We start from the raw sequence: 18,428 nt of genomic DNA on the forward strand, positions 1-18,428 counted from the left end.
GTCGCGCAGCTAAGGCGCGAGGTAACGCACCAGGTCGGGGCTGTGGCGGACCTCGTCCGCCGGGCCCTGCAGCGCGACGCGGCCACGGTCGAGCACATAGGCGTAGTCGGCGACGCGCAAGGCGAGCTCGAGATGCTGCTCGACGACGATCACCGCGATCTCCTTGGCGAGATCGATCAGCCGCTCCGTGATCTCCTCGATCACCCCGATCCAGACGCCCTCGGTCGGCTCGTCCAAGAGCAGCAGCTTGGGCTCGCCCAGCATCGCACGGCCGATCGCCAGCATCTTGCGCTCGCCGCCGGACAGCGTTCCCGCCGGCTGGTCGAGCCGCTGTGCCAGCTTCGGAAAGATCGCGAGCACGCGGTCGACGGCCGCGGCGTTCTTGTTGAACAGCGACCCGACGGCGAGATTGTCGCGCACCGACAGCCGCGCGAACACCGAATGCTCCTGCGGCACATAGCCGATGCCGCCGCGCACGCGTTGCTCGGTCGGACTACGGCCGATGTCGCGGCCATCGAACATCACCTCGCCCTTCCAGACCGGAAGGTCGCCGACGATGGTCTTCATCAGGGTGGTCTTGCCGGCACCGTTGCGACCGAGCACGGCGACCCCGCCGCGCCAGGGGATGCCCAGATTGACGTCGAACAGGACCTGGCTGCGATTGTAGCCGGTGTCGAGATGGCGGATATCGAGGAAGCTTTGCTCAGGCACGGCGTAAATAGATCTCCTGCACGCTGCGGCTCGCCTGGATCTCGGCCACCGTGCCGGTCTCCAGCACCGCGCCCTGGTCGAGCACGGTGAGGCGATCGCAGATATCGCGGATGAAATCGAGATCGTGCTCGACGATGACCAGCGAGCAGTGCGCCTTGATCGGCGCGAGCAGCTCGCCGGTGACGCGCCGCTCCTCCAGGCTCATGCCCCCGGTGGGCTCGTCGAGCAGCAACAGCCGCGGCTTGGCGGCGAGCGCCATCGCAATCTCCAGCCATTGCTGCTGGCCATGCGACAGCGCCGAGGCCGGATCATGGGCGCGGTCGGCGAGCCGAAACTGCTGCAGCATGGTCATGACCTGGTCGTGCAGCGCGCCGCGCGTCCGCGACAGCACGAGATCGAGCAGCGAGGCCTGCGCCTGCAGCGCCAGCAGGATGTTATCGTAGAGCGAGAGCGCCGGCAGCACGCTGGTGATCTGGAATTTCAGGCTCATGCCGGCGCGGGCGCGCTCGGCCGGCGACAGCGCGGTGATGTCCTGCCCGGCAAAGCGGATGCTGCCTTGCGTCGGCGTCTCGGCGCCGGCGACGCATTTCATCAAAGTGCTCTTGCCCGAGCCGTTCGGCCCGATCAGGCCGTGGAATTCGTTTTCGGCAACGGTGAGGGCGGCGCCATTGAGGGCCGTGAGCTTGCCGAAGATCTTGACGATGCCCGAAGCTTCAAGAAGCGCCATGACCGACCTTTTGATGGCTGCCCTGCTTTGGCGTGATGCCGAAACGGCCGACGCGCTCGCGCTCGGACAGGACGAAGCTGATCAGCCCCAGCGGACGGAACATGATGACGAAGAGCAGCAGCACACCGAGGATGATCGGCCAGACGTCGCGGTAATTGTCGGAGAGCCAGAAGCTGACGCCCTCGATGATCACGGTACCGATCACCGCCCCGATCAGGGTGCCGGAGCCGCCAAACAGCACGTAGAGCACGACCTGGGTCGAGATGACGACGCCGACCATGTTGGGCCAGACGAACCCCTCGTGCACGGCGTAGAGACTGCCGGCCAGCCCAGCGATGGCACCACCGATCGCGAACACGATGGCTTTGAGATGCTGCACCTTGTAGCCGAAGAAAGCGATGCGGGTCTCGTTCTCGCGCAAGCCCGCGAGCGCCAGCCCGAATTGCGAGCGCACCAGGAAGCGGCAAAGCAGATAGACGACGACGAGCAGCGCGAGCGCGAAATAATAGAAGACCGGCCCCTCCTCGAACTCGTAACTGCCGAGTGTCATGGGCGGAATCGAAGGGATGCCGTTCTGGCCGCCGAGATAATACCAGCCGCGCGCAAGACGATCGGCGGCATAGGAGCCGGTCAGGGTGCCGAGCGCGACGAAGATCATGCTGGTCGGATGCCGCCCCAGCAGCAGGAAGCCGCCGAGCAGCAGCGCGAACGTCAGCCCGATCAGCACGCCGGCCGGCAGCAGCAGCAGGAGCGCCGAGACGTTGAGATCGCGCCCGAGCAGCGCGACGCCATAGCCGGCGGCACCGAAGAACAGCGCCTGGCCGAAGCTCATGATCCCGGCATACCCCCACACCAGATCGAAGGAGAGCGCGAACAACGCCAGGATCGCCACGCGGGTGGCGAACACCGTGAGATAATCCGGCAGCACGAGCGGCATTGCTGCTGCCAGAACCAACAGGACGAGCTCTACGATCGGCAAGACCTTCCAACGCGGCCCGCTCGCTGCTGCCGCCGGCGCAAGGCCCGCCACTCCACTGTCAGCCATCAACGAATGCCATCCTTGCCACTGTCCATTTCTAACGTGATCTAGTTCTAACGTGTGCCAGCAGACCCTCACGGTGAGGAGGCGTGTCAGCGCCGTCTCGAACCATGAGGCCCCATTCCTCCGGCCTCGTCCTTCGAGACGCTTGGCTTCGCCAAGCTCCTCAGGACGAGGAGGTCGCGCCATTCACAAGCAGCTTCTCATCACGCCTCAGCATTCCTTCGGATCGACGAGACCTTCGCTGCGCGCGACGATCTCGTACTTTCCGCCCTTGGCCACCGCCGTATACATCTTCATCTTGCAGTGGCGCTTGCCCGGCACCATCTCTGCGGGCCCGCCCGGTCCTTCCGCGATCTTGGCGTGATCGAGCGCGGCCGCGACGGACTCGCGGTCCACTTTGCCGGCCTCCTTCACGGCGGCCGCCCACAGCATCAGGCCGCGATAAGTGCCGGTCGCCGCCGAGCCAGCGGCGAACAGGAAGTTGCCGGGATAGTCCTTCTCATAGGCCGCCTGGATCTTGGCCGAGACCGGATCGTCCTTGGTCAGCACCTTGAAGTAGTCGAGGCAGCTTGCCAGCCCCTCGATCTCACTGGCCTGGTTGATGCCGAGCGTGTTCTCGTCATAGTAGACGCAGGCAAGCCGCCCGCCGTTCTTCTGGAAGCCGGCCTCATAGAGCTGCTTGAAGAACGGGCCGACGCCGGGCGGAATGATGGTGTTGAAGACGACGTCGACCTTGTTGGAGACGATGCGGTTGACGGTCGCGGAGAAGTCGACCTGGTCGAGCGGATAATATTCCTCGAACACGACCTCGCCGCCGTTCGCCTCGATCACCTTGCGCGCATATTCGTTCAGCACATGCGGCCAGACATAATTGGCCGAGGGCAGCGCGAACTTCTTGCCGCCGTTCTTGATCAGCCAGGGAATGAACTCGTCGCATTGCTGCGCCGGCGTCGGTCCGGTGCAGAACAGATAGGGCGTGCACTCCTTGCCTTCGTAGAGCTGCGGGTAGATGTAGAGCGTCTTGCCCCGCGCGACGATCGGGTCCTTGATGGCATTGCGCATCGACGAGGTGATGCCGCCGAGAACCATGTCGACCTTGTCGCGCTGGGTCAACTTGCGCACGTTGCCGACCGCGACCGATTCGTTCGACGCGGTGTCCTCGATGAACAGTTCGATCGGCCGGCCCAAGAGGCCACCGGCATCGTTGAGCTGCTTGATCACCATCTTGGCGGTGTTGGCGTCGGCGTTGCCGGCATAGCCCATCGGGCCGGTCAGGTCGGTGGCGATACCGACCTTGATCGGGCCTTCCGCCGCATTGGCCCACTCGGGCCGGATCACCCAGCTGCCGACTCCGGTCGCGATCGCGCCGGAGGCGACGGCCAAGCCGGACAGGAAGCGCCGGCGCGACAGATCCCCATGAAACTCAGACATGAAACTAAACCCCCTTGCCAGATAGCAGGCCTTGCGGCCGGAATTTGATGAAAGCGATGGCGAGAACGAAGACGAGCACGTCGGCGATGACGGGCGCCATCACCCATGGCAGCGCCGCGCTCATGGTGCCGATCACGGCCGCGCCCGCGACCGGGCCCATGAACGAGCCGACGCCGCCGACCATGACCGCGACGAAGCCCTGGATGAGGAAGCGGATGCCGAGATCGGCGAACAGGCTGAACACCGGCACCACCAGCGCGCCGGCAAGGCCGGCGAGTGCGGCACCGAAGGCAAAGGTCGCACCATAGATCTTGGCGGTGGAGATCCCCGAGGCTCGCGCCAGCGCCGGATTTTCCAGCGTTGCCCGCACCCGCAGGCCGAAGCTCGTGCGCGACAGCAGCAAGTAACAGCCGATCATGACGGCGACCGTGACCACCACGATCACGAAGCGCCAGGCCGAGATGTGCACGCTGCCGAGATCGATCGAGCCGCCGATCGGCTCCGGCACGGAGAGATACAACCCGCCGATCAGGCCGCGCACGATTTCCCGAATGATCAGACTCAGCGCATAGGTGCCGAGCATCGCCACGATCGGCGCAGCATAGAAGCGCCGGATGATCAGCGCCTCCAGGACGAAGCCGAGCCCCCCGACCAGGAACGGCGCCGCCGCCATCCCGATCCACACCGGCATGCCGTGCGAATGGGCGAGGTAGGTGATATACGCGCCCAGCAGCACGAATTCGCCCTGGGCGAAGTTGAAGATGCCCATCATGCTGGCGATGATGCCGAGGCCCAGCACCACCAGCACGATGATCGCGGCAAAGCTCAGGATCTCGAAGCCGGCGACGAACGAACTAGCCATGGCTTACGGTCCATTCCGGCGGCAACGGCGGCTCCCTCACATCTTCTTCCAATCGCCGGCCTGCTCGAAGGCGTGCGCGGCGCGATAGATCGTCGTCTCTGCAAAATGCTTGCCGACCAGCATCAGGCCGACCGGCAGCCCATCGACCATGCCGCAGGGCAGCGACATCGCGGGATGATGGCTGATGTCGAACGGGGCGGTGTTGGTAATCATTTCGAGCGCGCGCGCGACATAGTCCTCGCGGCTTGCGGTCGGCTCCGGCAGCGGCGTCGCCTTCATCGGCGTGGTCGGCAGCAGCAGGAGATCGTACTTGGACAGCGCGTGGTCATAGGCGGCGGTCAGCCGCCGCGAGATGTTCTGCGCCTTGCCGTAGAAGCGGGGCCCGTAGATGTTGTTGATGTAGGTGCCGAACAGCAGGAACAGCTTGGTGGTTTCCGACAGCGCGTCGGCCTGGCGGCGCCAGCCGCGATGGAAATCCATCAAGGATGTCGAGTACAGGTCGGGCCGGCTCAGGCCGTAGCCGTCGCCGACCATCATGGTCTGGGTCATGCCCTCCACGCCGATCGGGGTCCAGATCGCCGGCCCCATCAGGTGCATCGGGATCGAGATCTCTTCCACGATCGCGCCGAGGCTGGCGAAGCGCTTGGCGGCTTCCTTGACGCTCTCATTGACCGCAGCTTCCGCGCCGGGCTGCTCGAAGCCCTCCTTCAAGATGGCGATCTTCATGCCCTTCACGCCGGCACCGAGCGCCTTGGTGTATTCCTCGACCTTCGGGGCCTTGATGCGCGGATCATAGCCGTCGTCGCCCGCGACGACCTCCAGCAGCAGCGCGTTGTCCTCGACCGTCGCCGTCATCGGCCCGGTGTGATCGACGAAGATCTCGATCGGCATGATGCCCGTATACGGGACGAGGCCCCAGGTCGGCTTCAGGCCGTAGATGCCGCAGAACGAGGCCGGCATGCGGATCGAGCCGCCCTGGTCGCCACCCATCGCCATGTCGACCTCGCCGAGCGAGACCACGACGCCAGCGCCCGATGAGGAACCGCCGGCCGAATAGCCCATCTTGTGCGGGTTGTGCACCGGGCCCGTCGCGCCGGTGTGGCTGCCGCCCGACATGCAGAAGGATTCGCAGTGCACCTTGCCGGCGATCTCGCCGCCGGCATCCAGGATGCGCGTCACGACCGTGGCGTCGAAGTCGGGCATATAGCCCTCCAGCGTCGCCGAGCCGTTCATCATGGGAACGCCGGCGAGCATGATGTTGTCCTTCAGCGCGACGGTCTTGCCCTTGAGCTTGCCGGACGCGGCCCCTTTCACGGTCGCCTTGCGATACCAGGCGTTGCGCGGATTCTCCGAAGGCTGCGGGCGATAGCCGGGTGTGCGCGGATATTTCACCTCCGGGACCTCGTCCGGCAGCGCCGCCACCAGATTATAGGCCTCGACCGATCCCTGCATCAGGCCGCGGAACGAGGCGACATCCTCATCCGTTAGCGACAGGCCACATTGCGTGGCGACGTCTTGGAGTTGGCTGGGAGTGGGAAGCACGACCGACACGGCGCTCTCCTGGGTGCTGTTTTGTTGCGCGATACGTTTCTTGCACGCAGCCAAGCCCGGGCAGGCTCGGCAACGCGTCGGAATTACTAGAACCTGAAATATTTTCCTTTTCAATAATTATTTTATGCCGCGGCCGGCTTGAGCTTCGGGATCGCGACAAGCGTCAGCGACGCCGTCGCCCTTCGGGCTATGGCGGACAAGTCACTCCGCCCGCGATGACGATCCCTTTAGCTTTCCGGCAAACTCAGAACGTCCTGATGACGCTGAAGTCGAGGCCGTCTGCTTGGCAAAGATACATCGGCATCTCGGCCCGGCCGTTGCGAATCGTGACAGGCCCGCGCGCGCCGGCATAGACGAGGTTGCGGCCGGCCGCCTGGAGCGGCCGCAGCGCCAGCGAGCCGGCGCGCTGAGCAGCCGCCTGCAGGAAGCGCAAGCCTTCGTAGTTGGACTGCCCGACCGAGCCGACCGGCGGGGCATGGACCCCGAACATGCCGGTATAGCGGCTCATGAACTCGTCGTTGGCCCTGGAGCCGACGCAGTTGAAATAGCCGGAGGCGCAGAACAGGTTCTCGGTGTTGTCAGCGCCGATGCCGAGCAGCACCGTCTCGTCCATCGCACCGGCCAGCCGCAACGTGGTTGCGGCAAGGCCGGCCTCCGCAAAAGCCCGATTGAAGGTGATGCTATCGGTGCCGATCAGAGAGATCAGCACGACGTCGGGCTGCGCGGCGCGAATCCGCGCCAGATGTGCTTCGTGATTGTCCTCGCCGACCGGCACAAACTCCTCGCCCACGATCTGACCACCGGCTTCCGCGATATAGGTCTTGATCGACCGGTGCGATTGCCAGGGCCAGACATAGTCGCTGCCGATCAGGTACCAGCGCAGCGCCTTCCTGGTGTCGGCAAGCCAGTGGATCGCAGGCCGGGTCTGACTGCGTGGGACTTCGCCGATCGCCATCACGCCGGGCGTGCGCTCACCGCCCTCATAGACCGGCGTATAGATATAGGGCACGCGGCCGCGGGTGACCTTGCGGAGCGCCACCCTGACCGCGCTGATATGCGAGCCCATGATGATGTCGACTTCATCGAACTCGACCGCGTCGCGGGCGCGCTGCACGACATCCTCGATCGCCCCACCGGAGTCATACATCGCAAGTTCGAGCTCGCGCCCGAGAATGCCGCCGCGCGCATTGATCTCGGCGACTGCCAGCAGCGCACTGTTGACCGATGACGGCCCCCAAATTCCCGGCGAGCCGGAAAAAGTCAGGAAGTTGCCGATCCGCAGTTTGTTGCGGGCGCCGCCCCGCTCGAACCGGTCGCGATCCAACGGAGACAAGCGCGGCACGCCGGACGGCGCGGGCGAGCCCCTGAACAGCAGATGCGGCGGGACGTTGACATGAGCTGAGACAGGGACTGTCGAAAGCACACTCACTCCTTGGCCGTCATGCGTGGCCATCATGCACGGGCCGGCACCTTTGCCGACGATTGAAGCCAGTAATTATTGAAGCCAGTAATTTGAGCACCCGCGCCCACAAATATCCTATTTGAAAATATTGAAAGTTCAAGAATTGGCATGCATATAGAAACGGCAGCAACTGCCGGACATTCATTCAATTCCGCTGACCAGTGAAGTTCCACCGTGGCCAAACCGCCCAGCGCTGACGCGCCCCTCACCGACCATCTCGCTTATCTGCTCGCGCAGGCCAGCCGGGAGATCAACCGGCAGCTGGAAACGCGCCTCAGCACCGAGGGCGTGCCGGTGGAGCAATGGCGCATCCTGAAGGTGCTGTCCGACGGCGAGGGGCACTCGATGGGCGAGCTCGCGGACGCGGTCCTGCTCAATCATCCGACCCTCACCAAGATGGTCGACCGCATGGTATCGGACTCGCTGGTCTATCGCCGGCAGGATGCGGAGGATCGCCGCAAGGTGCTGATGTTCATCTCCGACCGTGGCAAGGCGCTGTGCAAGCGCCTCAACTCGCTCGCGGTGAGCCAGGAGGCCCACATCGTGGAGAACTACGGCGGCAAGGCCACCGGCGAACTGAAGCGGCTCTTGGAGAATCTGATCGACGCGGCGAGCTGACGATCGGTCCCCGATAGGACGGTGTCGTCCCGGCGCACGCCGGGACCCAAACGCCGCAGCAGTCGTTTTTGGCAGGCTTCGAGTAACAATTATCGCAACACAGGCGGCGGTGGTTATGGGTCCCGGCATGCGCCGGGACGACGGCGATCATGTCGCTCAATCTGCGGCAAATCGAACGCGGCTCAAACCGGCGATGGACGCCAGCCGAATCCTCCATCATTGTTGACGTGATCGGTCGCGACGAACGGGCCAAAGAGCCCGCGCGCGACCGGCGGGCGACCTCCTCTCGCGGAGGCCGGCCGGGAAGGAACGTCACCGGGAGGATCAAGGCCATGACAGGCATCCACCTGCTCGATCGCATGATCGGCAGCGATTATCCGAACTTCGCCACTGCGGCGGATATCCGCGCTTTCGAACAAGTCCCTTACGCCGAGCGCATTGCAGCGCAGAGCACGTTCGACGCGATCAAATGCGGTGCGGCCGCCAACCTCGACGCACCGGCGATCCAGTTTCTTGCCAACGCCGATCCCGCAGACACGCCGCTGGTCGTGACCTATCGCGACCTCGTGGCCAAGGTCACGCAGGCCGCCAACATGTTTCACGCGCTCGGTGTCGGCCCTGGCGACGTCGTCAGCTTCATGCTGCCGCTGCTGCCGGAGGCCTTCATCACGCTGTTCGGCGCCGAGGCCGCCGGGATCGCCAACCCGGTCAATCCGCTGCTGGAGCCGCACCAGATCGCCGAGATCCTCGACGCCGCACGGACCAAAGTGCTGGTGGCGCTCGGCCCCGTGCCCGGCACCGACATCTGGCAGAAGGTCGAGAAGGTGCGCGGCGGCCTGAAGCATCTCAAGGCGATCGTACAGGTGCATGGCGGCGGCGACCCCGGCAACGGCATTTTCGCCTTCAACGACCTGATCACGCCGCAGCCGGCCGATCGCCTGGTGAGCGGCCGTCAGATCGCAGCCAGCGACACCGCCGCCTATTTCCATACGGGCGGCACCACGGGCACGCCCAAGCTGGTGCGGCACAGCCACGGCAATCAGGTCTACCAGGCCTGGGCCGTGAACCTGCTTCTGAAGACGAGGCCCGGCGCCACGCTGCTGTTCGGCATGCCGCTCTTCCATGTCGGGGGATCGCTGACCCAGGCGCTGCCGACCTTCAGCGCCGGCGGCTCGCTCGTGGTGCTGTCGCCTTCCGGATGGCGCAATCCGGCCGCCGTCCGCAACATCTGGGGCCTGGTCGAACGCTTCAGGCCTGAGACGCTGTCGAGCGTGCCGACCGTGCTGGCGGCGACGCTCGCAATCCCGCAGGGCAATGCCGACATATCGAGCCTGCGCTATGCCGCCGGCGGCGGCTCGGCGATTCCGGTCGCCGTCGGCCAGGCCATCCAGGACAAGCTCAAGCTGCCGGTGGTGGAGGTCTACGGCATGACCGAGACCTCGAGCGTGCACACCATGGCCTATCCCGACCGGCCGATCCGGCTCGGCTCGGTGGGCCTGCCGCTGCCTTACGCGCGCGTACGGATCGTCAAGCTCGATGCGAGCGGCGCCTATGAGCGCGATTGCGCCGCGGACGAGATCGGCGTCGTCACCATGGCCGGCCCCGGCGTGTTCTCGGGCTATCTCGACGATGCTCACAACAAAGGCGCGTTCGTCGAGGGCCATTGGGTGAACTCCGGCGATCTCGGCCGGCTCGACCAGGACGGCTTCCTCTGGATCACCGGCCGCGCCAAGGATCTGGTGATCCGCGGCGGCCACAACATCGATCCCGCGCCGATCGAGGACATCCTGTTCCAGCATCCGGCGGTCGGCTTCGCCGCCGTGGTCGGACAACCCGACGCTTACGCCGGCGAGTTGCCGGTCGGCTATGTGCAGCTCAAGGCGGGCGCGTCCGTGCAGCCGGGCGAGCTCGAGGACTGGGTACGCGCACGCACGCCCGAGCGGGCGGCCGTCCCCGTGCAGGTCATCCCGATCGACCCGATGCCGCTCACCGGCGTCGGCAAGGTGTTCAAGCCGCAGCTGCGCTGGGACGCGGCGAGCCGCGTCTTCACCAAGGCGCTGTCGCAGCTGACCGGTCGCGGCATCGATTGCACCGTGAAGGTCGGCCCGCACGGCAGCCATGGCAGCCTCGCGACGGTGACGTTGCGGAATGTGCCGGCGGACGCGCGCGAGGCGATCGAGAACGAGGTGCACACGCTGCTGGCGCCGTTCGTGATGCGGCACGAGGTGGTGCAGGAGTGATTTTTGGTTTCGAATGAAGCCGCCGTCTCGACGTTTGATCGAGACGGAGATGGTCTGGTACAACGCCTGCGTGTTTCGTTGCGTTTGCAGGGCCGGGGCAGATGAACCATACGGATATCGCCATTGCGGTCGAAGACGCCAAGCAAGCTGACATAGCCGGCCTCATCGCAGAGGCCGACGCATATTTGCGGACGCTCTACCCTGATAAAAGCAATCATCCCATCGACGCCAACGCGCTCTCGGCACCCGGAGTCGTCTTTTTTGCCGCCCGTCGCGAGCGAACGCTGCTGGGCTCGATCGCCCTTCGGCTCCTCGTTCCAGGACATGGCGAGATCAAGCGATTATTCGTGCGCGAAGCTGCCCGGGGCTGTGGCCTCGGACGCAAGCTCCTCGTGACATTGGAACGCGAGGCCAAGGCTCGCGGGATCGAGCGCGTCAGCCTAGAAACGGGGATCAGCCAGCCGCAGGCAATCCAGCTCTATCGCAGCTCCGGCTATCAGGAATGTGGGCCTTTCGGTAGCTACCAACTCGATCCGTTAAGCCTGTTCATGAGCAAACGATTGGCGCCTTGACCGGGGCTGCGCGCGAACGGAGCTTACGCAGAGCAGAGGCCGGATGGCGTCGAAAGATGCGATCCGGGTGAGCGGGTCCAATCCAACAGCAAGAATCCCCGCGCGTCTGCCTCTCACCCCAACCCTCTCCCCGTGAAGGACGGGGAGAGGGAGCGGACCGTCTGTGTGCAACAGCTCGCTTCTGTCGGAGCCGTATCGCGGGGCAAGCGACCGCAGCTAATCCTTCGCCGGAAGGCCCGGCCCAAGCCGTTGAACGCGCAGTACTCCCAGCGGCTTTGCGAACCCCTTGTCTACCGCGACCTTGCGCAGCAAATCCGGCCGGTCGGAGATGATGCCATCGACGCCCATCTCGATCAGGCGCGCGATGTCCTCGGGCTTGTTGACGGTCCAGACCACGACGCGCAGCTTCAGGTCATGTGCCTCGGCCACCAGCGCGGGCGTGACGTCCTGGAAATAGGGCGACCAGACTGCGCCGCCGGCCACCGCAATCGTACGTGGCAGCGAGCCGCCATGGTCGGCTGGATTGAAGCCCGCGGTCCAGCTCGTGGCCGCATCCAACGACACGGTCGGCGCCTTGCCTCGTTGCAGGGTGAGATAGACGGTCGGGATATCAGGCGCGCGCGCTTGTACCAGCAGCAGCGTGCGCCAGTCGAACGACTGGATCATCACGCGGCCGGTGAAGTTCTCTGCCTTCAGCAGGTCGAGCAGCAGCGTGACGAAGCGCTCCGGCTCCGGCGCCTCGGTGGGATGATCCGGATCGAGCTTGGTCTCGATGTTGAGCCGCACCGTGGTGTTGCCGGAGCTGCGGACGAGATCGATGACCTCCTTCAGCGTCGGAATCCGCGGCGGCGGAAAGGCCGGGGCCGCGAGAGCATGCTGCTCCGGAAACTGGTTTGCATAGGCGCTGCCGGGTCGGATCTGGCCAATGTCGTAGGACTGCACCTCGGCCAGCGGCCGCTCGATCAGCAGCGGCCCGGGCGGCGCGACATAATTGCCGTTCGCATCGCGCGCCAAGTCAGGATTGACCCGCCGCTCATGCGAGACCACGAGCACGCCGTCACGGGTGACGCCGACATCGAGCTCGAGCGTATCGACGCCCATCGCCAGCGCGGCGGCGAAGGCCTGCAGCGTGTTTTCCGGAAACAGTCCACGGCCGCCGCGATGGGCCTCGATGTCGAATGCCATGGCCGGGCTTGCGAGCAGAAAAAACGATGCCGCGAGAGGACGAAACCACATGACGTAAGCCTATCATACCGCAGCACGCCGGTCCCCATTTCCCTTGTCTCGCCTACCCTTCTGAATTAGGCCTAAGCTCCAAGACCGGCGCCAATGCCGGCGCCATCCGGAGGGAGCTCGACGCGGTGCAAGGCCGCCTCGCCATAACGCGACGCATCCAGCCTCTTCCAGACCTTCTTTCGAGCTTGCGCGACGGACCATGCCCATGACCGACCTTCCCGTAATCATCGCCGGCGGCGGCATCGGCGGCCTCGCGACCGCGCTCACGCTGCAGCAGATCGGCGTGCCCTGCATTGTCTATGAGGGGGTGCGCGAGATGCGTCCGCTCGGCGTCGGCATCAACCTGCAGCCCAATGCGGTTCGCGAGCTATATGACCTCGGCATCGGCGCGGCCGATCTCGACCGGGTCGGCGTGCCCGCCAAGGAATGGGCGCTGGTCGGGCTGAACGGCAACGACATCTATTCCGAGCCGCGCGGCGTGCTGGCCGGCTACAACTGGCCGCAATATGCCGTGCATCGCGGTCAATTCCATCTGCTGCTCTACCGGACGTTCATCGAGCGGGCCGGGCGCGACGCCGTGCGGCTCGGCAGCCGCGTCCATGCGTACGTGAAGAATGCAGACGGCTCCGTGACCGCTTTGATCGAGCACGCCGATGGCACGACCTCGAAGGCGCGCGGCAGGCTACTGATCGGCGCCGACGGTATCCACTCCGCTGTTAGGTCGCAGATGCATCCGAACCAGCCGCCGATTCATTGGGGCGGCGCGGTGATGTGGCGGGGTGTCACCCGCGCCAAGCCGATCCGTACCGGGGCGTCCTTCGTCGGGCTCGGCACCCATCGGCATCGCGTGGTGATCTATCCGATCTCCCATCCCGACAAGGATGGTCTGGCGCTGATCAACTGGATCGCCGAGGTCACGATGGACAATTCCGAGGGCTGGAAGCAGACCGGCTGGTTCAGGCAAGTCCCGGTCAGCGATTTCGCGCACCACTTCGCCGGCTGGACCTATGACTGGCTCGACGTTCCCGCGCTGATCGCAGGCAGCGATGGCGCCTATGAGAACCCGATGATCGACCGCGATCCGATTCCGACCTGGGTCGACGGTCCGGTGGCGCTGCTCGGCGATGCCGCGCATGCGATGTATCCGACCGGTTCGAACGGCGCGAGCCAGGCCATCGTCGACGCTCGCGTGCTGGGCGTCGCGATGCTGGAGCACGGCGTCACGCCGGCCGCTCTCGTCGCCTACGATGCAAAGCTGTGCGGCCCGATCTCGCAAGTCATCCTGCGCAACCGTGGCGCCGGCCCGTTCGGCTTGCTCAACATGGTCGACGAACGTTGCGGCGGCACGTTCACCAACATCGACGACGTGATCCCGCCGGCCGAGCGCGACGCCTTCATGGCCGGCTACAAGAAGGCCGCGGGCTTTGCGGTCGAGCAACTCAACGCCGCGCCGCGGACGATCGCGGAAGGCGCGAAGGTGCAGGCGAACGCCGCCTGATCCGAACTCGCTGTCGTCCCGGGCAAGCCCAGCGGCGCTGGGCGCCGACCCGGGACCTATACTCACCGTTATCAGTTAGGAAGCACGCTGGAGCGACCAGCGCACCTCACCACATCGCCCTGTGGTTATGGATCCCGGCGTTCGCCGGGATGACGGCGGGAGGCTGGGAGGCAGCTCGGCCAACAACGTCATCGCGAGCGGAGCGACGCAGTCCAGGGACGAGGACGCGACTCTGGATTTCATCGCTACGTTTGCGATGAGGGCTGAGAATCCGCCCTCAAACGTTACGCGTACCGGCCGTGGCAGTGCTTGTACTTCTTCCCGGAGCCGCACGGGCAGTCCTCGTTGCGGCCGACCTTGCCCCAGGTCTCGGGATTTTTCGGGTCACGCGCCTCGGCGACGGCGGCGTTGGCGGCCGGTGCCAGCGAGACATTGGCGAACGCCATCTCATCCTCGCCGGTGTTCGGATCGGCATGGTGCACCTGCATCGGCGGCAGCATCTGCTGCTGCTCTTCCGGCGGCACGATCTCGACCCGCATCAGCTGCGCCGTGACGGCCTCGCGCAGGTGAGCGACCATGGCCTCGAACAGCGTGAAGGCTTCCGACTTGTACTCCTGCAGCGGATCGCGCTGGCCGTAGCCGCGCAGGCCGATCACCTGGCGCAAATGGTCCAGCATGATCAGGTGCTCGCGCCAGAGATGGTCCAGCGTCTGCAAGAGGATCGTCTTCTCGACGTAGCGCATCACGTCGGGGCCCCATTGCGCCACCTTGGCCGCCATCCGCTCGTCGACATGCTTCTCGATGCGATTGAGCAGCTCCTCCTCGGCGATGCCTTCCTCCTTGGCCCATTCGTCGACCGGCAGATCGACATCGAGCACGCGTTTGAGCTCTTCCTTCAGACCGGCAACGTCCCACTGCTCGGCATAGGCATGCTCGGGAACGTGCTTGGCGACGAGATCGTCGATGAAGGCGTGACGCATGTCGGCGACGGTCTCGGCGACGCTGTCGTCCTTCATCAGCTCGACGCGCTGATCGAAGATCACCTTGCGCTGGTCGTTCTGGACGTTGTCGAACTTCAGGAGATTCTTACGAATATCGAAGTTGCGCGCCTCGACTTTCTGCTGCGCCTTCTCCAACGCCTTGTTGATCCAGGGATGGATGATGGCCTCGCCCTCTTTCAGGCCGAGCCGGGTCAGCATGCTGTCGAGCCGGTCGGAGCCGAAGATCCGCATCAGATCGTCTTCCAGCGACAGGAAGAACTTGGAGCGGCCGGGATCGCCCTGACGACCGGAGCGGCCACGCAGCTGGTTGTCGATGCGGCGGGACTCGTGGCGTTCCGAACCGATGATATAGAGCCCGCCCGGCTTCTGCACCGTCTTGGCGGCCTTCGAACCCTTCGCAGGCTCGACCTCGACGGTCTCCTCCGCCTTCAAGACGATCTCGCGGAAGCGCTCGACATCGGCCTTGATCTGCTCGATCTTCTTGGCCTTCTCGGCCTCGTCGGTGATGCCCGCCGTCTCGAGTTGCATGCGCATGTCGAGCGAGCCGCCGAGCTTGATGTCGGTGCCGCGGCCGGCCATGTTGGTCGCGATCGTGATCGCGCCGGGAACGCCGGCTTCCGCGACGATATAGGCTTCCTGCTCGTGGAAGCGCGCGTTCAGCACCGCGAACAGCTTGGCGGGCTTGCCGGCGCGGGCGGCCGCGTAGAGCTTGTCGAGCGCGCGTTCGCTGCCGAAATCGATCTGCTTGTAGCCGTGCTGCTTGAGATAGGCGGCCAGCACTTCCGACTTCTCGATCGACGCCGTGCCGACCAGCACCGGCTGCAGCCGCGCATTGGCGCGTTCGATCTCGGCCAGGATCGCGGCGTATTTCTCCTGCTGGGTGCGATAGACCTCGTCGTCCTCGTCGAGGCGGGCCACCGGCAGGTTGGTCGGGATCTCCACCACCTCGAGCTTGTAGATGTCGAACAGCTCGTCGGCCTCGGTCGCGGCCGTGCCGGTCATGCCGGCGAGCTTGTCGTACATGCGGAAGTAGTTCTGGAAGGTGATCGAGGCGAGCGTCTGGTTTTCCGGCTGGACCGGCTGGTGCTCCTTGGCCTCCAGGGCCTGGTGCAGGCCTTCCGAATAGCGGCGGCCGGGCATCATGCGTCCGGTGAATTCGTCGATGATGACGACCTCGCCGTCGCGGACGATGTAATCCTTGTCGCGGGTGAACAAGGTATGCGCGCGGAGCGCCTGGTTGATGTGGTGCACGACGGAGACGTTCTCGACGTCGTAGAGCGACTCGCCCTTCAGGAGCCCGGCATCGCGCAGCAGGGTCTCGATCTTCTCCATGCCGGCTTCGGTGAGCGTCACCGTGCGCTGCTTCTCGTCGACCTCGTAGTCGGTCTTGTCGAGTCGCGGCACGAAAGTGTCGATGGTGTTGTAGAAGTCGGAGCGGTCATCGAGCGGACCGGAGATGATCAGCGGGGTGCGCGCCTCGTCGATCAGGATGGAGTCGACCTCGTCGACGATCGCGAAATAATGCCCGCGCTGGACCATGTCCTCCAGCCGGTACTTCATGTTGTCGCGGAGATAGTCGAAACCGTATTCGTTGTTGGTACCGTAGGTGATGTCGCAGGCATAGGCGGCCTTGCGTTCGGCATCGTCGAGGCCGTGGACGATGACACCCGTGGTCAGGCCGAGGAAGCCGTAGATCTGGCTCATCCAGCCGGCGTCGCGGCGGGCGAGGTAGTCGTTGACGGTCACTACATGCACGCCCTTGCCGGCGAGCGCATTGAGATAGACCGCGAGCGTCGCGACCAGGGTCTTGCCTTCGCCGGTCTTCATCTCGGCGATGTCGCCCTCGTGCAGCACCATGCCGCCGATCAGCTGCACGTCGAAATGGCGCTGGCCGAGTGTGCGCTTGGCGGCCTCGCGCACGGTCGCGAAGGCCGGCACCAGGATGTCGTCGAGCGTCTTGCCCTCGGCGAGTTGCTTTCGGAACTCCTCGGTCCTGGCTTTCAGGGCCTCGTCCGACAGCGCGGCCACCTCCGGCTCGAGCGCGTTGATCGCGTTGACACGCGCCTGGTACCCCTTGACCCGTCGGTCGTTGGCGGAGCCGAAAAACTTGCGGGCGAGCGCGCCGATCATGCGAAAATCCTGCCTATGTGGGTCTGCGTTGCAGCCGTAGAGGGTCTATCCGGTTCGCCCCGGTCCCATGATGACGCACCGCAGCACCAGCAGACCGGCTCAAGGTTGGGAGCTCGCGCAGTACCGCCAGATGCGTGGGATGTGAGCAAACCAAGGTCCAACGGCCAAAAACGCAGTAAAATAAGCGCTATCGCCCTTGAAGCGATCGGCCAGAGATATGGCTGGGGGGCATGCTTGTCAACGGCGCGCCGCGCCTGCCAAATCGGCCCTGACCTGTCGCGAATTTCACGAAATTGACAGACTTTTCGCGTTGCCAAGGCCGCGCGATTGGGCGAGTGTCCCGCCGCTTTGAGGTCCCTCTCGCGCCCTCACTTCAAGAAGGATTTTCCATGACCACCTCGTTCCCGGTTACGAAAACCGGCCTGCGCTTCGGCCTCGCGACCGCGCTGGCCGGCAGTCTCGCGCTGACCCTGATCGCGGGCCCCGTGCGCGCCGCGGAGGACCCGAACCCCGTGCTCGCCAAGGTGAACGGCGTTGAAATCCGCAAGAGCGACGTGGCGCTCGCCGAGGAGGAGCTGGGGCCGAGCCTGGCACAGATGGATCCGGCCAGCCGGGACGACAATGTGCTGTCGTTCCTGATCGACATGAAGCTCGTCGCGAAGGCGGCCGAGGACAAGAAGATCGCCGACACCGAGGATTTCAAGAAGCGCCTCGGCTTCACCCGCAACCGCCTGTTGATGGACAGCCTGCTCGCCAGCGAGGGCAAGGCCGCGACCACCGACGATGCGATGAAGAAGGTCTATGACGAGGCCTCCAAGCAGATCGGCGGCGAGCAGGAGGTGCATGCCCGGCATATCCTGGTCGAGACCGAGGACGAAGCCAAGGCCGTGAAGGCTGAGCTCGACAAGGGTGCCGACTTCGCCGAACTCGCGAAGAAGAAGTCCAAGGACCCCGGCGCCTCCGACGGCGGCGATCTCGGCTTCTTCACCAAGGAGCAGATGGTCCCGGAATTCGCCAAGGTCGCCTTCGCGCTGGAGCCGGGCAAGATCTCCGATCCGGTGAAGACCCAGTTCGGCTGGCACATCATCAAGGTTGAAGAGAAGCGCAACCGCAAGCCGCCGGAGTTCGACCAGGTCAAGAGCCAGATCGAGACCTATGTCACCCGCAAGGCGCAGGCCGACTACGTCGCCAAGCTGCGCGCCGACGCCAAGATCGAGCGCACCGACAAGCCGGCGGATGCGGCCGCCAAGCCGGATGCCGCGAAGCCGGCGGATGCAAGCAAGCCGGCCGATCCGGCCAAGAAGTAAAACGAGGGACGCCATACGCGTCATCCGCTCGTCATAATCA

Annotated in this window: 14 protein-coding genes; 5 read left to right on the plus strand and 9 right to left on the minus strand. The window is 65.0% G+C overall.

The annotated features are described in order from the left end of the window. Window positions 1-9: 9 nt before the first annotated feature. From QX034_RS11145 to QX034_RS11175, 7 genes are all read right to left on the minus strand, one after another. Complete coding sequence (locus tag QX034_RS11145; RefSeq protein ID WP_315702526.1) at window positions 10-711, minus strand: ABC transporter ATP-binding protein; 702 nt, start codon at window positions 709-711, stop codon at window positions 10-12. Next, complete coding sequence (locus tag QX034_RS11150; protein ID WP_315702525.1) at window positions 704-1,438, minus strand: ABC transporter ATP-binding protein; 735 nt, start codon at window positions 1,436-1,438, stop codon at window positions 704-706. The genes QX034_RS11145 and QX034_RS11150 overlap by 8 nt, the downstream gene beginning before the upstream one ends. Then, window positions 1,425-2,483: a branched-chain amino acid ABC transporter permease gene (locus QX034_RS11155; RefSeq protein WP_315702524.1), complete on the minus strand. Its 1,059-nt coding sequence runs from the start codon at window positions 2,481-2,483 to the stop codon at window positions 1,425-1,427. Before QX034_RS11155 ends, QX034_RS11150 begins: the two co-directional genes overlap by 14 nt. 207 nt (window positions 2,484-2,690) lie before the next feature. Beyond that, window positions 2,691-3,911: a substrate-binding protein gene (locus tag QX034_RS11160; protein WP_315702523.1), complete on the minus strand. Its 1,221-nt coding sequence runs from the start codon at window positions 3,909-3,911 to the stop codon at window positions 2,691-2,693. A gap of 4 nt (window positions 3,912-3,915) precedes the next feature. After that, window positions 3,916-4,773, minus strand: coding sequence for a branched-chain amino acid ABC transporter permease (locus tag QX034_RS11165; protein ID WP_315702522.1), 858 nt, complete (start codon window positions 4,771-4,773; stop codon window positions 3,916-3,918). Between the two features lie 36 nt (window positions 4,774-4,809). Continuing rightward, window positions 4,810-6,324 carry an amidase gene (locus QX034_RS11170; protein WP_315702521.1) on the minus strand — a complete coding sequence of 505 codons (1,515 nt, stop codon included), beginning with the start codon at window positions 6,322-6,324 and terminating at the stop codon, window positions 4,810-4,812. Window positions 6,325-6,568: 244 nt separating this feature from the next. Continuing rightward, window positions 6,569-7,747 carry a substrate-binding domain-containing protein gene (locus QX034_RS11175; protein WP_315702520.1) on the minus strand — a complete coding sequence of 393 codons (1,179 nt, stop codon included), beginning with the start codon at window positions 7,745-7,747 and terminating at the stop codon, window positions 6,569-6,571. A gap of 213 nt (window positions 7,748-7,960) precedes the next feature. Here QX034_RS11175 and QX034_RS11180 point away from each other — a divergent pair, with 213 nt between their 5' ends. From QX034_RS11180 to QX034_RS11190, 3 genes are all read left to right on the plus strand, one after another. Then, the gene (locus QX034_RS11180; protein WP_315702519.1) at window positions 7,961-8,404 is read left to right on the plus strand and encodes a MarR family transcriptional regulator; all 444 of its coding nucleotides are present in this window, start codon (window positions 7,961-7,963) and stop codon (window positions 8,402-8,404) included. Between the two features lie 332 nt (window positions 8,405-8,736). Further along, window positions 8,737-10,644, plus strand: coding sequence for an acyl-CoA synthetase (locus QX034_RS11185; protein ID WP_315702518.1), 1,908 nt, complete (start codon window positions 8,737-8,739; stop codon window positions 10,642-10,644). Between the two features lie 101 nt (window positions 10,645-10,745). After that, window positions 10,746-11,216, plus strand: a complete 471-nt coding sequence (locus QX034_RS11190; protein WP_315744569.1) for a GNAT family N-acetyltransferase — start codon at window positions 10,746-10,748, stop codon at window positions 11,214-11,216. 216 nt (window positions 11,217-11,432) lie between these two features. On the opposite strand, the gene QX034_RS11195 is transcribed toward QX034_RS11190, so the two are convergent. After that, the gene (locus tag QX034_RS11195; RefSeq protein ID WP_316195384.1) at window positions 11,433-12,401 is read right to left on the minus strand and encodes a glycerophosphodiester phosphodiesterase; all 969 of its coding nucleotides are present in this window, start codon (window positions 12,399-12,401) and stop codon (window positions 11,433-11,435) included. Between the two features lie 256 nt (window positions 12,402-12,657). Here QX034_RS11195 and QX034_RS11200 point away from each other — a divergent pair, with 256 nt between their 5' ends. Continuing rightward, window positions 12,658-13,950 carry a flavin-dependent oxidoreductase gene (locus QX034_RS11200; protein ID WP_316173858.1) on the plus strand — a complete coding sequence of 431 codons (1,293 nt, stop codon included), beginning with the start codon at window positions 12,658-12,660 and terminating at the stop codon, window positions 13,948-13,950. 284 nt (window positions 13,951-14,234) lie between these two features. Here the strand turns inward: QX034_RS11200 and secA are convergent, their stop codons facing one another. Then, the gene (gene secA / locus QX034_RS11205; protein WP_315702514.1) at window positions 14,235-17,081 is read right to left on the minus strand and encodes a preprotein translocase subunit SecA; all 2,847 of its coding nucleotides are present in this window, start codon (window positions 17,079-17,081) and stop codon (window positions 14,235-14,237) included. Between the two features lie 389 nt (window positions 17,082-17,470). Between secA and QX034_RS11210 the strand changes: the two genes are divergently transcribed. Then, on the plus strand, window positions 17,471-18,388 hold the full coding sequence (locus tag QX034_RS11210) for a peptidylprolyl isomerase (protein WP_316188685.1): 918 nt from the start codon (window positions 17,471-17,473) through the stop codon (window positions 18,386-18,388). Window positions 18,389-18,428: the final 40 nt, after the last annotated feature.

The organism is Bradyrhizobium sp. SZCCHNR3119 (assembly GCF_032487775.1).
In the GTDB taxonomy this organism is placed as follows: domain Bacteria; phylum Pseudomonadota; class Alphaproteobacteria; order Rhizobiales; family Xanthobacteraceae; genus Bradyrhizobium.